Here is a 13,345-nt window from a genome sequence, read left to right as displayed (position 1 = left end):
TCGGGCGCGCGCTCCGCACGACGGTGCGGGGTGGGGCGGCCTCGTAGGGCGTTGTTCGTGGCCCCGGGGCGTTCTGTGTGGCCCCGGGGCCATTGGCGAGAGAGAGGGGCGGCGTCATCGGGTTGCTCGAAGGTCGGATGCCACCCCCTCACTGCCCGCGTCAGGGCACGACGACCGCGCGCCCCCGGACCTCCCCCTTGTGCAGCTTCCCGTATGCCTCGACGGCGCCGTCGAAGCCGTAGCGCTCCACGTGCACGCCGACCGCGCCGCTGCGGGCGAGATCGAGCACCTCGATGAGTTCGCTGCGGGTGCCCCAGTACGGAGCGCGGACAGCCGCGCCCATCGGCGTCGAGAAGAAACCGGCGGGGAGGATGCCGCCGCCGATGCCCACGATGTGGATGAAGCTGTCCATTCCCGCGACCGCACGGGCGAGGTCGATCGTCGGCTGGACGCCGACGAAGTCGAAGACAGCGGTCGCACCGAGGCCGTTCGTCAGTTCCTTGATGCGCTCGGCCGCATGCTCGTCGGAGGTGACCGTGTGGTGCGCGCCCACCTCGCGGGCCAGTGCCAGCTTGTCTTCGCCCAGGTCGACCGCGATGACCGTCGCCTGCGTGATCGCGCGGAGGATCTGGACGCCGACGTGACCGAGGCCTCCGACACCGATCACGACCGCTGTGGCACCGGGGTACAACTTCTCCTTCGCCGCGACGATGGCGTGGTACGGCGTGAGGCCGGCATCCGTGAGCGAGACGGTCTCGACCGGGTCGAGGTCGCCGAGGGGCGCGAGGTGACGCGGATCGTCGACGATCACGTACTCGGCCATGGCTCCGGGGCTGCCCAGTCCTGGAGGCGTGATGCCCATCTCGGCCGCGTAGGGGCAATAGTTCTCGGCCCCCTGGGCGCAGGCATGGCAGCGGCCGCAGCCCCACGGTCCGTAGATCGCGTACGCCGCGCCGATCTCGACGCCTTCGACACCTTCGCCGAGCTCGTCGACGACACCCGCTCCCTCATGACCCAGCGTGAGAGGGAGTCCGTAGGTGTACTGGTCTTCGGGCAGGTCCATGACGAACCAGTCCGAGTGGCACAGGCCGGCCGCGGTGACCTTCAGGCGCACCTGGCCGGGACCCGCGTGGGGCTCATCGATGTCGACGACCTCGGGGCCTTTGCCGATCTCGCGATACTGCACTGCCTTCATGGCATCCCTTTCTCTCGTTCTTTCCACCGTGGGGCGCGTCCTCTGTGTTTCCTGTGGGGGTTGACGGCGTTTTCGGGACATCGGGAACGGTTCTCATCGGCAGGCTGGGGCAATGGATGCCACGGACTGCGTGTTTCACGCCCGGGTCGGTCTCGCGCAGGGCACGTCGGCGCTCGTGCCGATGAGCGACCTCGCCGGAATCGCGCCCGAGGCCTATCGAGACGCCTTCGCAAAGTACGACGACACCGCCGAGCGGCGCCGGCTGCGCGACACCGTCATTCCCGGCCTCGACCGGACGTGGACAGAGGTCGTCTTCCTCTCCCCCGTGCACCCGCACGCGATCTGGCAGGCGTGGCTCGAGATCCGGGGCCGTGAGAGGCCCCCAGTGGAGTTCTGGGCCATTCCGGCCGCTGACCTTCCCGATGGCTGTGTCGTGCTGGACCGCACGCTCACCGCCACGGGTGAACCCATCGACCCGCGTGAGGTCCTGCCGTTCGATCGTGCGTCCCATCGAGCGGCACTGACGACGACCCCGCAGAATCGCGCCTGGCTCGAGGATTGCGCGCGCCGAGGGGTGAGCGGGGCCTGGTTCCACGGCATCCCGCATGTCCTGGCTCCGGGGTCCGTCCCGCTCGACCGCGCTCGTGTCGTGTCCTGGGAGGTCGCGCCGTAGCGGGGTGTCTTTCGTGCACCGGGGCGCTCGCTGACCGCCCCGGTGCACGGACTGCGCCCCGGTCGATTCGACCCTCCCGATCGCGGACCACCCGACCTACACTGGGACCCACCTCCGTCACCGCCGATGGGAGTCCCGTGCCCTCTCCATGGTCGCGACCGGCCGTTTCCCCCGAGACCTCGGGGCTGCTGATCGCGCGTGCTCACGACGAGCTCCTCGCCGGCAATGACGACCGGCGCCTCGATGACGTGCGGCCCCTCGTGCAGGATTCGTGGCGGAGGTCGCTGGCATCCTTCGTTGGGCCCGAAGGTCTTCCGCCGCTCGATCTGCCCAGCGGTGAGCTGGAGGCGTACCGCCGCGCTCACCCGCTCGCGGGGGTCATGGACATGGTTCGCTCGTTGCTCCTGCCCGGCACCGCGGAGGAATCAGGAGTGGTCGTGGCGGTGGGCGACGCCGCGGGCCGCCTGCTGTGGGTCGAGGGCGATCGTCATATCCGCGCCCTGACCGGCGATATGGGGTTCGTGGCGGGGGCGAATTGGGCGGAGGATGCCGTGGGCACCTCGGCCCCGGGGACGGCCCTGACCCTCGACAGGTCGGTGCAGATCCGCGGCGCGGAACACTTCAACCGGCTCGTGCAGCCCTGGTCGTGTACCGCGGCGCCCGTTCACGACCCCGAGACGCGCCGGCTGCTCGGCGTGATCGACGTCACCGGAGGGCCCGAGGCGGTGACGCCCCAGGCTCATCTGCTGGTGGATGCCACGGCTCGCGCGATCGAGAGCGAGCTGCTCGTGGCGCGGCTGCGCGCGCAGCAGGCTTTTCCCCCGCGTCGACCCACGCCGGCGCGAGCCCTGCTGCGCATCCTGGGCCGGGACCGCGCCCTGCTGGAGGTGGGCGGTGCGTCCGTCGAGCTCAGCGCGCGCCACGCGGAGATCCTGCTGCTGCTCGCCGTGCACCGCGAGGGTCTGTCGGCCGAGGCCCTGAGCGAGGCGGTGTATGGCCACGCCGCCGTCGAGACGCTGCGGCCCGAGATGGTGCGGTTGCGGCGCGCGCTCGTTCCGGTGGCTCCGCGCCTCGTCCCCTCGTCGCGGCCGTATCGGCTGCCCGCGGGCCTCGAGACCGACGCTCAGCACGTGCTATCGCTGCTCGACCGCGGCGCACACCGGGTGGCGCTCGCCGCCTACGCCGGTCCGGTACTCCCCGACTCCGAGGCTCCGGGCGTGGTCGAGGTGCGCGAGTCGGTGCGCTCGACGCTGCGTGAGGCGCTCATCGCCGAGGCGGGTGTCGACGTGCTGCTCGCCTACGCCGAGACCGCCGACGCGCGCGACGACGAGGAGGTTCTGCGACTGTGCTTGGAGCTCGTGCCCGCTCGCTCGCCGAAGCGCGCGGGTCTCGTGGCGCGGCTGGAGCGCCTCGAACGCGGGTGACACTCCGTACTCCCCCGGCAGCACCAGGGGATTTCCCGAGAGCGTCCGCGATGTCGGAGGCCCTCGTTACTCTGAACATATGGACGAAAACGCGCTCGACATCTTCTCGGCAGCTCGCGCCCGTCGCGACGTGGGGCGTATCCGCGAGGCCCTCGCCGAGGTCAAGGCGGGCGACGTCGCCCGCGTCATCGTTCGTTCGCCCCGGTACGGCCTGTACGCGCTCGAGGGCACCGTACGTATCGGCGTGGGCGGGCAGCCGCTGGTCGGCGACGTCATCCTGGCCACGAGCGCCGAGATCCAGCGCATCGACCTCGGTATCGAGGCCCCGCAGCCCGCGCTCGAGGCCGAGGTGGTCGACCCCTCGACCCTCCCCCACGGCACCCCCGTGCGGGTCACCTTCGTCACCCCGACCCACCAGACCTTCGCGCTGACGGGTCCCATCACGGCCGGTAACGACCGCTTCCTTCTCGTCGGCAGCTGGATCGTGGCCGACGACCGCACCATCGCGCCGCGCGTGCAGAGCATCGAGCGCCTCGACGACGTCGACCTGCACGAGGTCAACGTGCCTCCGCTGCGGTCGGTGCTGGCCGACGCCGACGCCTAGTCTTCGACGCACAGAACGGATGCCACGGCCTCGGGGTCGTGGCATCCGTCGTTTCGCGGGGCGTGGTGAGGCTGCGAAATCACGTGATCTCGTCGACACCACCCGTCTTGTCGTGTGTTCTCGTCCAGGTCACGTGATCTCGCGCCCCCCGCGGCCGCGACGACCTCCGTGCAACCCGATGCAACCTCCGCGGGCGTACCGTCGGCGCATCGCCGCCCGCAGCCGACGCGGCGACTCATGACCGTCGAAGGAGACACGCATGACCATCGTCGAAGAAGGCGTCTCGAGCGTCTATGCCGCCCCCGGAACCCGCGGGGCCGTCGCCGAGTATCGCTCGCGGTACGGGCACTACATCGGCGGCGAGTGGGTCGAACCGCACAGCGGCGAGTACTTCGAGAACATCACCCCCGTCACCGGAAAGCCGTTCTGCGAGGTCGGTCGCGGCGACGCGCACGACATCGATCGAGCGGTGGATGCCGGGTGGAAGGCATTCGCGTCGTGGAAGAAGACCACGCCGGCCGAGCGCAGCGTCATCCTGAACAAGATCGCCGACCGGATCGAAGAGAACCTCGAGAAGATCGCCGTCGCCGAGACGTGGGAGAACGGCAAGCCGGTGCGCGAGACCCTCGCGGCCGACATTCCGCTCACCGTCGACCACTTCCGCTACTTCGCGGGCGTGCTGCGTGCGCAGGAGGGCTCGCTCAGCCAGCTCGACGAGAACACGGTGGCGTATCACTTCAATGAGCCGCTCGGCGTGGTGGGCCAGATCATCCCGTGGAACTTCCCGATCCTCATGGCCGCGTGGAAGCTGGCCCCCGCCCTGGCCGCAGGCAACTGCGTCGTGATCAAGCCGGCCGAGCAGACTCCGGCATCCCTTCTCTTCCTCTTCGACATCATCGGCGACCTGCTCCCCGCGGGCGTGGTGAACATCGTCAACGGCTTCGGCATCGAGGCGGGCGCGCCGCTCGCCCAGCACAAGCGGATCCGCAAGATCGCCTTCACGGGTGAGACCACGACCGGCCGCCTGATCATGCAGTACGCCTCCCAGAACCTCATCCCGGTGACGCTCGAGCTCGGAGGCAAGAGCCCCAATGTGTTCTTCGAAGACGTGGCCCTGCGCAGCGACGATGCCTACTACGACAAGGCTCTCGAGGGTTTCACGATGTTCGCGCTGAACCAGGGCGAGGTCTGCACGTGCCCTTCGCGTTCGCTGATCCAGCGATCGATTTACGACCAGTTCCTGGGCGACGGCCTCGAGCGCGTGAAGAAGGTGCGTCAGGGCAATCCGCTCGACCCCGAGACGATGATCGGCGCGCAGGCCTCGAACGACCAGCTCGAGAAGATCCTGTCGTACATCGACATCGGCACGCAGGGCGGCGCGAAGCTGCTCACGGGCGGCGAGCGGGTCGACCTCGGTGGTGACCTGTCGGAGGGCTACTACGTCGCGCCGACCGTGTTCGAGGGCACGAACGACATGCGGATCTTCCAGGAGGAGATCTTCGGACCGGTTCTGTCGGTCACCTCGTTCGACGACTTCGACGACGCGATCTCGATCGCCAACGACACGCTGTACGGCCTGGGCGCCGGTGTCTGGAGCCGCAGCGGCGACACGGCGTACCGCGCCGGCCGGGCCATCGAGGCGGGACGTGTGTGGACGAACACCTACCACCAGTACCCCGCGCACGCCGCGTTCGGCGGGTACAAGCAGTCGGGCATCGGCCGCGAGAACCACCTCAAGATGCTCGATCACTACCAGCAGACGAAGAACCTGCTCGTGTCGTACGCCGACGGGGCGATGGGCTTCTTCTGAGCCGCCGTGTGCTCCCCATGTCCCACTTTCGGTTGTCTGCCGAGCGTTTGAGCAGCCGAAAGTGGGACATCGTCTGAAAGGAACGGGACATGGACCAGCTGTCTCGCGTCGATGTGACGGATGCCGCTGCCGCGCTGCTGCGCGAGCTGACGGCGACGCACGGGCCGCTGATGTTCCATCAGTCCGGTGGGTGCTGCGATGGCAGTTCCCCCATGTGTTACCCGGTAGGCATGTTCCTCACCGGGCCGAGCGACGTGCACCTCGGCGACCTCGACGTCGGCCTGGGCGACCCGATCGAGGTCTACATGTCGGAGTCGCAGTTCGAGTACTGGAAGTTCACGCACCTGACGATCGACGTCGTTCCGGGGCGCGGCGCCGGCTTCTCGGTCGAAGGACCGACGGGCATGCGATTCCTCATTCGCTCCCGGATGCTGACGGAGGAAGAGGCGGTGGCGTTCGGGGTGGGCGCGTCGTCGTAATGCCAAAGGAGCACGTCCTCATCAACCCGAGGCGCTTCGTGTGTCGCTTACCGTCGCGGTGGTCGCGAGCTGCCGGACTCATGACCCAGCCGTACTCCTGCGCCGACCAAATGCGAGAGTGACGTCAGGACAGGGGGCCGAGGGACTGATACCACCTGCCGCACGACCCAGCAATGCACGAGATCGCGCCGGATGAAGGAGCGATAACGATGTTCGGCCCCCTTTGTGTAGGCAATCGCCAATGCGGTGTGCCCCGGCAGTAGCCGGATCTCGCGGGGTACCTGATCGCGAGTTGCTGAATGCGGGCATAGCAACGCAGAACGCCGAGGGCGCCGCATAATCAATTGGCGGGAGGAACGGCGGCCAAGGCGCGATCGAGAAGCGGAATCACGCGGCGGGCACACTCCCGTCGATGGCCGAGGATGCCCGGTCGACGAATTCCCTGATCGTCTTGGCAAGATCCACGTAACTTCCGGCAGACGTCACGAGGTCGCGGATGAATCCGGAGAGAAGGGCGGTCCATTTGGCCGATTTCACCGCCAGTTGGGCGGCCACTACCGGTGTTGCCGCCCCCAAGGTTCCTGCAACCAGCGCCAGCTCCTGAACGACGAACCCGACGAGGTCTGCGATCACGTCGCGGACGACATCGTGTACCGCCTTGACGATCCCAGCAAGTAACTCCGCCGCAATCCCAAGTCCGGAGCACAGTTCAGCGCACCTGTGCAATGACGACGTCAGGGCCGTGAGTAACGCTCGGTAGGCGTCAGCAGCGGCCCCGTCGAAGTCGCCCAGGTCGCTAACGCAAAGACGCAGCGAGTCTGACGACCCAGTGAGTCGACCCGCGATGTTCTGCCAGGTCTCGGCGAAACCGGCGACCTCGTGATGGTCGCCGGTGAGCTCGTTTAGCCAGTCGTTCAGCGGCCACATATGTTCGAGAAGCCATCCAACGCCGAGCGAGACGAGGGTCGCGATCGGGTTTACGACCGCGTCGAAGCCAGACGCGAGGATCGAGCCCCCGGCAAGTGATGCCCCAATCCAATCGCCCCCCGAGATGGACTCGACGAGGAGAGATCCATCTTCGAACGGACCAATGCCGTCGGCGAGACTGCCTGCTTCCGGTAGTGCGATCAGCGGGTTTGTCTCCGTCATGTGTATACACCGCCGTCAATTTTTGCTCGGAGAGTTTCTAGCTCGTACACGAAGCGGTTCTCGAGGTCCTCGAAGTCGTCGGCCATCTGCGTTGCTGCGGTTGCAGCTCTCCCCAGGGCGCGCTCAACGGATCGGAGGGCACCTGTAGCGCTCAGGCCGAGGAGAGTTGTCGGGGTGGCGGCAAAGGCACAAATGATTCCGAAAGCCTGCCCTCCGAGAGAGACATGCCTTGCCGCCGAGGCGGCTTCAGCAACGTCGCTGGACAGCGCCGCCACTTTACGAGCGTGCTGTCGCAGGAAATCCGGATCTACTCGAATACGATCGTCGCTCACCCTGCATCCTCTTGCTTCGCTTGTGGGCGGTACCTTTCAGCATTCGTTCGAAGGCCAGCGACCGTTGGTGCGTCGGGTCCGAAAGCATCCGCAGCCAGGGCGATACTGCGACGTGTCGCTTCCTCGTAGCCCTCGTCGAGCGCCTGGAGAAGCAACGAACGGATCCGATCGGGACCCAATGCGAACGCCTGGTGAGTGAAGCCGACATCGAGCAACCGACCGTTGGCATCCACTGAAACCTTTACTTGCCCACCTGGGGAGGCGATTTCGACGCGTATTGCATCGATGTCTGATGCGAGTTGCTGCATCTGCTCCGCCCGGCGCTGGCTCAGGGCCACCTGCCTGTCGAGCTTGAGTAGTGCTTCCTTCACTTCTGCAGAGTCCGTCACTCAGCCCTCCTTGAATGTCGTGCTCAACACCACATGGTCTCCCGCACCACAGGCGGAGTCTCGTCTTGACGCCGCAGCGGGCAGAATGACCCCGTGCACGCTGACATCGACTTCACGCCGCTCACGCACCCGACCGATCCGCCGGCGAGGACAGACCCGACGGCGAACGCCGTCGCTCATCTCGCCCTGGCGAACGGCTGGCAGTACTACACGCATGCGGTCGACCAGCAGCTGCCCGGGGTGGTCTTCCGTGAACCGAATGGCGGGTCGCGGTTGTCGCAGCGCGCCGTCAACATCGTGCGCATCCCCGGCACTCCCATGATGGAGATCGGCGATAGCTTCTACACGAAGGTCGCTGTGGGGAATCAATTCACTCAGCGGTGGGGGTATCTTGCTGCGGACGTCGGCGTCGCGATGCCCTCCGTCACGATGGAATCGCGGTCGAACTTTGCCCAGAACCCTCTGCCGGCAACCCCGGCCGGGGCTCTAGCGGACGAACGTCGCAGCGGCCTCCGCGTCGAGGCGGTCCCCGGAGCAGAGTTTGTGGCTAACGCGCTCCTGACGCCCGAGGTCGTCGGGGCGTTGGACAACCGGACATATCCGTTGAATGTGGAACTGAACGGACGGTGGCTGTTTCTGTACGCCCCTCGCTCTCTTGCGACGGACGATGCGGAGTCATGGAAGCACACTCTTCGTACAGCGCAGCTGCTGATGGATCGGATCCGTGAGATCTTCCCGATGGACGCCTCGTCCTCGGGCACTGAAGTACACCAGTCCGTGGCGCCCATGCAGTCGCAGGGTGGCCGTGTAAACCGTATGCGAGTCACGTGGTACCTGCTGGCCGTGGTCGCCGCGATGGGGGTTGCGGGTGGTGCCGCGCTGCTCTTCGGCGGCCGATGACATCCAGGACGCCGAACTGGGCTGCGCAGTCCCTTCTACCTTCGGAAGGTGACGCGCTCCGGGTCACGCCCCCTTCGTCGCCCGGATCGTGTAGCTCAGCGGCATGACCGAGGGCTGCTCCGTCAGAGCGAACTCGCCGTCGGGTCGTTGGGTCATGCGCCCGGGGAGTGCGTCCCACGGGACGCTGTCGTGCTCGACGAGAGCGTCGATGCGCAGTCCCCTGTCGAGCAGGGCGGTGACGATCTCGCCGAGGCCGTGGTTCCACTCGTACGTGCGAGTCGAGGTCAGCGGCGCCGACACCTCGACGTACGTGCTGTCGTCGTTCCACTCGAGCGGCGCCGCCTGCTCGAAGTACGGGAAGGTCAACGCGAGACCGGGGAGCTCCTCGTTCAGGGCCCACAGGATCGGGTGTCCCTCCCGGATGTGCAGGGTCCCGCCGGGCGTCAGGAGCTCGGCGACGACCCCCGCCCATTCGGTGATCGAGGGGAGCCAGCACAGCGCTCCGATGCCGGTGTAGACGAGGTCGAACGCCCCGCGCGGCAGCGCCTTCGCGGCATCCCGGACGTCGGACTGCACGTACGTGACGTCGGCACCGGCCTCCGCGGCGAGGCGGCGGGCTTCGGCCACCGCGTTCTCGGAGAAGTCGAGCCCCGTGACGCGAGCGCCGAGGCGCGCCAGCGAGAGCGTGTCGGTACCGATATGGCACTGCAAGTGGACCGCGCGCTTTCCGGCGATGTCGCCGAGCTGGGGCAGGTCGAAGCGGACGACGTCGGACAGGGCGGCGGGGTCTGCGACGTACCGCTGCACGCCGTACCCTGACCCGTCCCGAGCCGCGTGCAGCGTCGCCCGCTCGTCCCAGTTGGCGCGGTTCGCGTCGATGTACGCAGACGTCATGGCACCCCTCTTGAAACTCAGTCGTCCAGACTTTCGAGAATGCAGGAAACGCACCGTAACCCAACAACGCGCATCCTTCACATCCAAGAAATGACGGAATCATATATTTCTTTCAGCTCTCATTCGATCTCGCCCTGCGCGGCATCCGCCGTGTGCTGAGCCCCCCACGTCCAGGAGAGATTCCGTTGAAGAGACGCACCAGCACCGCTGTCGTCACCGTCTTCACCGCCGCCATGATCTTCGGTGCGGCAGCCGCGCAGGCGGCATCCATCTCCGCGTCCGTGCCGATCGTCCGACCGACGTCGCCGCTCATCGACATGCGCGCGAGCTACCCCGTGCAGCCCCAGCTCCGCGTCTTCCCGGACGATCCCGGGGATGCCTCGATCTGGCGGGGAGCCCGTCCATACGACGAGATCGCTCCCCTCCTCAACGACCTCATGAGCAAGAGCGACCGCGTCTCGACGCAGGTCGTCTCGCATTCCGCGCAGGGCCGCGACATCTATCTGGTCACCGTCACCGCCCCCGAGACGGCCGCCGAGACCGCACGACAGGAGGCCCGGCGAGACACGGTCAAGTACGACCCGATCGCGGCCGCGACCGATGCCGACCTCCTGGCGAACTACAAGGTCCCGGTGTGGTTCAACTCCAACATCCACGGGAACGAGTGGGAGGGCACCGACGCGACGCTCGACTACATCGCCGATCTCGCGACGAGCACCGATCCGGCCGTGACCGAGATCCTGTCCGACCGTCGTCTGTACTTCACCGTGACGAACAACCCCGACGGTCGCGTCCTCGGCTGGCGCGGCACGTGGAACGGCTACGACCCGAACCGGGACTTCATCAGGGGCGCCACGGCCGAGGCATCCATCGTCCGTGACCTCTCGGCCATCATCCAGCCCACGTACTTCATCGACATCCACGGATACACCGACGTTCTGCAGGTCGAGCCGTGCGGGCCGCCGCACGGCGGGATGCCACGCCCCGGTGTCGTCGCGTGACAGCGGTCGGGCGGGATGTCGGGGGTCCGCGTTAGCGTGGACCCTATGTCGGGCAAGGTCTATGTCATCCACGAGAATCCTCAGTGGATCCCGCCGTTCGCGGCGGCGTTCGAGGCAGAAGGGGTGCCGTTCGAGGAGTGGCTCCTCACCGACGGGTCGATCGACCTGTCCGTCGAGCCGCCGGAGGGCATCTTCTGGTCGCGCCTCAGCGCCTCGGCGCACACTCGCGATCACGCCTACAGCAAAGAGTTCGGTCGCGCCGTCCTCCGCTGGCTGGCGTCGTGGGGCCGTACCGTCATCAACGGCGCCGACGTGCTCGAGCTCGAGGTGAGCAAGGTCGCGCAGCACGCGGCGCTGCGCCACGCCGGTATCGACGTTCCGCGCACGGTCGCGGTCTTCGGGACTGACGACCTCGCCGCGAAGGCTCGGGAGTTCGGTGCCCCCTTCATCAGCAAGCACAATCAGGGCGGTAAGGGCCTCGGCGTGCGGCGCTGGGATTCGATCGACGAGTTCGCCGCGTGGGTCGGCAGCTCCGACTTCGAGCCCTCCCCCGACGGCATCACCCTGCTGCAGGAGCTCCTCGTCGCCGAGGCGCCGTTCGTGACACGCGCCGAGTTCGTGGCCGGCGATTTCGTCTACGCGGTTCGCGTCGACACCAGTGCGGGCAGCTTCGAGCTGTGCCCGGCCGAGGCGTGCGCTCTCCCGGGCGCCGACGGCGTCGAGCCCGAACCTCTCTTCCGGCGGCGGGATGACGTCGACCCGGCCCTCATCGACCGCTATCTCGCCTTCCTGGCCGCAGAGGGCGTGGGCATCGCCGGCATCGAGTTCATCGACACGCGAGACGGTCGCACGGTGACGTACGACGTCAACACCAACACGAACTACAACCCCGACGTCGAGGCGACGGCCCCGCGCTCCGGCCCGCGAGAGATCGCCCGCTGGCTGGGCTCCCTCCTGCCGCAAGAGGCGGTGGGTCTGGGTGGCTGAGCCCTCTCCCCCGCACGCCGACTGGGACGGCTTCGGTTTCGCGACACGGCAGGTGCATGCGGGCGAGGTCGAAGACCTCACGCACGGCTCGCGCATCACGCCCGTCCACCTGTCCGCGGCCTATCGCTTCGCGTCGTTCCAGGAAGCGACCGACCGCTTCGCTGCGGCCGATCTCGGACACCTGTACTCCCGCAACGCCAACCCGACCAATCAGGTCGCCGAGGCGCGCCTGGCCTCTCTCGAGGGCGGGTCAGGGGCGATCGTCGTCGGCTCCGGGCAGGCCGCGATCACGGTCGCGCTGCTGGGCCTCGCCGGCAGCGGCGAGCACATGGTGTCCACGGCGAGCATCTACAGCGGCACGCGTGTGCTCTTCGACCGCACGTTCGCTCGCATGGGCGTCACGGTCGAATACGTGTGGGACCCGAACGACGAGTCCGAGTGGGACGCCCTCATCCGTCCCGAGACGAAGGCCATCTTCACCGAGACACTGCCCAACCCCAAGAACGACGTCGTCGATATCGGCGCCGTCGCGCGGGTGGCGCGTCGCCATGGCATCCCCCTGGTCGTCGACAACACCATCGCGACGCCGTACCTCATCCGTCCGATCGAACACGGTGCCGACATCGTGGTGCACTCCGCGACGAAGTTCCTGTCCGGCCACGGAGCCAACCTCGCTGGCGCCGTCGTCGACGGCGGAACGTTCGAGTGGGCGGCATCCGACCGCTCCTACCCCGCCCTCACCGACACGCCGGTGGCGGCGTACTCCTCGTTCGTCGAAGCGTTCGGGCCGCGCGCGTTCGAGCTGTCGCTGCGGTTCGGTATCGCCAACGACACCGGCCCCGCGCTGTCGCCCCTCAACGGCTTTCTGCTGCAGCAGGGCATGGAGACGCTGTCGGTCCGCATGCGGCAGCATCTCGCCAGCGCCCGCACGATCGCCGAGTGGCTCGAGCAGCACGACGCGGTCGAGAGCGTCGACTACGCCGGCCTCCCGTCGCACCCGCAGCACGCGCTGGCGGTCCGCGACTACGACGGGCTGTCGGGTTCGGTCTTCTCGTTCACCGTGCGCGGTGGCCGAGACGCGGCCGAGCGCTTCTTCGACGCTCTCCGCCTGTTCAGTCGCATGACGAACATCGGTGACACGCGCTCGATGGCGCTGCATCCCGCCACGACCACGCACCTCGGCTTCACGCAAGAGACGCGTGACCGCCTCGGCATCGGTGACGGCCTCATCCGCCTGTCCATCGGCCTCGAGGATGCCGAAGACCTCATCGCCGACCTCGACCAGGCCCTCCGCGCCGCGGTCTAGTCATCACGGTTCGCCGGGCGCCCGGCATCTCGCTGCGCCGTGAGGTTTTCGGCTTCCCGTCGTTCGGTCGGGTACCCGGCATCCCGCTGCGCCGTTGGGTGTCAGGTATCCGCTGCGCCGTTGGGTGCCCGGCGTCCCGTCACGCCGTCAGTTCCGGCAGCCCGCCGCGCCCTTGGGCGTTGGGTATCCCGTCCCGCCATCA

Annotated in this window: 14 protein-coding genes; 9 read left to right on the top strand and 5 right to left on the bottom strand. The window is 67.6% G+C overall.

The features are described 5' to 3' along the window. Window positions 1-160: 160 nt before the first annotated feature. A complete protein-coding gene (locus NE358_RS16840; RefSeq protein WP_103207494.1) occupies window positions 161-1,195 on the bottom strand; it encodes an NAD(P)-dependent alcohol dehydrogenase in 1,035 nt (344 codons plus the stop codon). A gap of 112 nt (window positions 1,196-1,307) precedes the next feature. On the opposite strand from NE358_RS16840, the gene NE358_RS16835 reads away from it, so the two are divergent. From NE358_RS16835 to NE358_RS16815, 5 genes are all read left to right on the top strand, one after another. Then, on the top strand, window positions 1,308-1,868 hold the full coding sequence (locus tag NE358_RS16835) for a hypothetical protein (RefSeq protein WP_116239659.1): 561 nt from the start codon (window positions 1,308-1,310) through the stop codon (window positions 1,866-1,868). A gap of 137 nt (window positions 1,869-2,005) precedes the next feature. After that, on the top strand, window positions 2,006-3,292 hold the full coding sequence (locus NE358_RS16830) for a sigma-54-dependent transcriptional regulator family protein (RefSeq protein ID WP_289940240.1): 1,287 nt from the start codon (window positions 2,006-2,008) through the stop codon (window positions 3,290-3,292). Between the two features lie 79 nt (window positions 3,293-3,371). Next, window positions 3,372-3,896 (top strand): hypothetical protein, encoded by a 525-nt coding sequence (locus NE358_RS16825; protein WP_103207503.1) that lies wholly within the window; start codon window positions 3,372-3,374, stop codon window positions 3,894-3,896. A gap of 259 nt (window positions 3,897-4,155) precedes the next feature. After that, window positions 4,156-5,706 carry an acetaldehyde dehydrogenase ExaC gene (gene exaC, locus NE358_RS16820; RefSeq protein ID WP_103207506.1) on the top strand — a complete coding sequence of 517 codons (1,551 nt, stop codon included), beginning with the start codon at window positions 4,156-4,158 and terminating at the stop codon, window positions 5,704-5,706. A gap of 89 nt (window positions 5,707-5,795) precedes the next feature. Beyond that, window positions 5,796-6,185, top strand: a complete 390-nt coding sequence (locus NE358_RS16815) for a DUF779 domain-containing protein (RefSeq protein WP_289940238.1) — start codon at window positions 5,796-5,798, stop codon at window positions 6,183-6,185. A gap of 387 nt (window positions 6,186-6,572) precedes the next feature. Here the strand turns inward: NE358_RS16815 and NE358_RS16810 are convergent, their stop codons facing one another. The 3 genes from NE358_RS16810 to NE358_RS16800 are packed head-to-tail and all read right to left on the bottom strand — an operon-like array spanning window position 6,573 to window position 8,055. Further along, window positions 6,573-7,334: a hypothetical protein gene (locus tag NE358_RS16810; RefSeq protein ID WP_289940237.1), complete on the bottom strand. Its 762-nt coding sequence runs from the start codon at window positions 7,332-7,334 to the stop codon at window positions 6,573-6,575. Further along, window positions 7,331-7,666 (bottom strand): type VII secretion target, encoded by a 336-nt coding sequence (locus NE358_RS16805; RefSeq protein WP_289940236.1) that lies wholly within the window; start codon window positions 7,664-7,666, stop codon window positions 7,331-7,333. The genes NE358_RS16810 and NE358_RS16805 overlap by 4 nt, the downstream gene beginning before the upstream one ends. Further along, window positions 7,663-8,055 (bottom strand): YbaB/EbfC family nucleoid-associated protein, encoded by a 393-nt coding sequence (locus NE358_RS16800; RefSeq protein WP_289940235.1) that lies wholly within the window; start codon window positions 8,053-8,055, stop codon window positions 7,663-7,665. The genes NE358_RS16805 and NE358_RS16800 overlap by 4 nt, the downstream gene beginning before the upstream one ends. Window positions 8,056-8,148: 93 nt before the next feature. Here NE358_RS16800 and NE358_RS16795 point away from each other — a divergent pair, with 93 nt between their 5' ends. Beyond that, window positions 8,149-8,955 carry a hypothetical protein gene (locus tag NE358_RS16795; protein ID WP_289940234.1) on the top strand — a complete coding sequence of 269 codons (807 nt, stop codon included), beginning with the start codon at window positions 8,149-8,151 and terminating at the stop codon, window positions 8,953-8,955. 63 nt (window positions 8,956-9,018) lie between these two features. Here NE358_RS16795 and NE358_RS16790 read toward each other — a convergent pair whose 3' ends face one another. Further along, entirely contained in the window at window positions 9,019-9,849 is an 831-nt protein-coding gene (locus NE358_RS16790; RefSeq protein ID WP_289940233.1) for a class I SAM-dependent methyltransferase, read from the bottom strand. Between the two features lie 185 nt (window positions 9,850-10,034). On the opposite strand from NE358_RS16790, the gene NE358_RS16785 reads away from it, so the two are divergent. Genes NE358_RS16785 through NE358_RS16775 form a run of 3 tightly spaced genes read left to right on the top strand, consistent with a single transcriptional unit; the run spans window position 10,035 to window position 13,143 of the window. Beyond that, window positions 10,035-10,850: a M14 family zinc carboxypeptidase gene (locus tag NE358_RS16785; RefSeq protein ID WP_289940232.1), complete on the top strand. Its 816-nt coding sequence runs from the start codon at window positions 10,035-10,037 to the stop codon at window positions 10,848-10,850. Between the two features lie 45 nt (window positions 10,851-10,895). Beyond that, a complete protein-coding gene (locus tag NE358_RS16780; RefSeq protein ID WP_289940231.1) occupies window positions 10,896-11,837 on the top strand; it encodes an ATP-grasp domain-containing protein in 942 nt (313 codons plus the stop codon). After that, window positions 11,830-13,143: an O-acetylhomoserine aminocarboxypropyltransferase/cysteine synthase family protein gene (locus NE358_RS16775; RefSeq protein WP_289940230.1), complete on the top strand. Its 1,314-nt coding sequence runs from the start codon at window positions 11,830-11,832 to the stop codon at window positions 13,141-13,143. The genes NE358_RS16780 and NE358_RS16775 overlap by 8 nt, the downstream gene beginning before the upstream one ends. Window positions 13,144-13,345 lie beyond the last annotated feature (202 nt).

The sequence above is a fragment of the Sphingomonas sp. G5 genome (assembly GCF_052660795.1).
This window is presented reverse-complemented; position numbering and strand designations above follow the sequence as displayed.

Excerpts from the sequence above, each read along its gene's own strand:
- NE358_RS16825 (WP_103207503.1), top strand. The coding sequence starts at position 3,372 with ATGGACGAAAACGCGCTCGACATCTTCTCGGCAGCTCGCGCCCGTCGC.
- NE358_RS16835 (WP_116239659.1), top strand. The coding sequence starts at position 1,308 with ATGGATGCCACGGACTGCGTGTTTCACGCCCGGGTCGGTCTCGCGCAG.
- NE358_RS16790 (WP_289940233.1), bottom strand. The coding sequence starts at position 9,849 with ATGACGTCTGCGTACATCGACGCGAACCGCGCCAACTGGGACGAGCGG.
- exaC (WP_103207506.1), top strand. The coding sequence starts at position 4,156 with ATGACCATCGTCGAAGAAGGCGTCTCGAGCGTCTATGCCGCCCCCGGA.
- NE358_RS16780 (WP_289940231.1), top strand. The coding sequence starts at position 10,896 with ATGTCGGGCAAGGTCTATGTCATCCACGAGAATCCTCAGTGGATCCCG.
- NE358_RS16810 (WP_289940237.1), bottom strand. The coding sequence starts at position 7,334 with ATGACGGAGACAAACCCGCTGATCGCACTACCGGAAGCAGGCAGTCTC.
- NE358_RS16815 (WP_289940238.1), top strand. The coding sequence starts at position 5,796 with ATGGACCAGCTGTCTCGCGTCGATGTGACGGATGCCGCTGCCGCGCTG.
- NE358_RS16840 (WP_103207494.1), bottom strand. The coding sequence starts at position 1,195 with ATGAAGGCAGTGCAGTATCGCGAGATCGGCAAAGGCCCCGAGGTCGTC.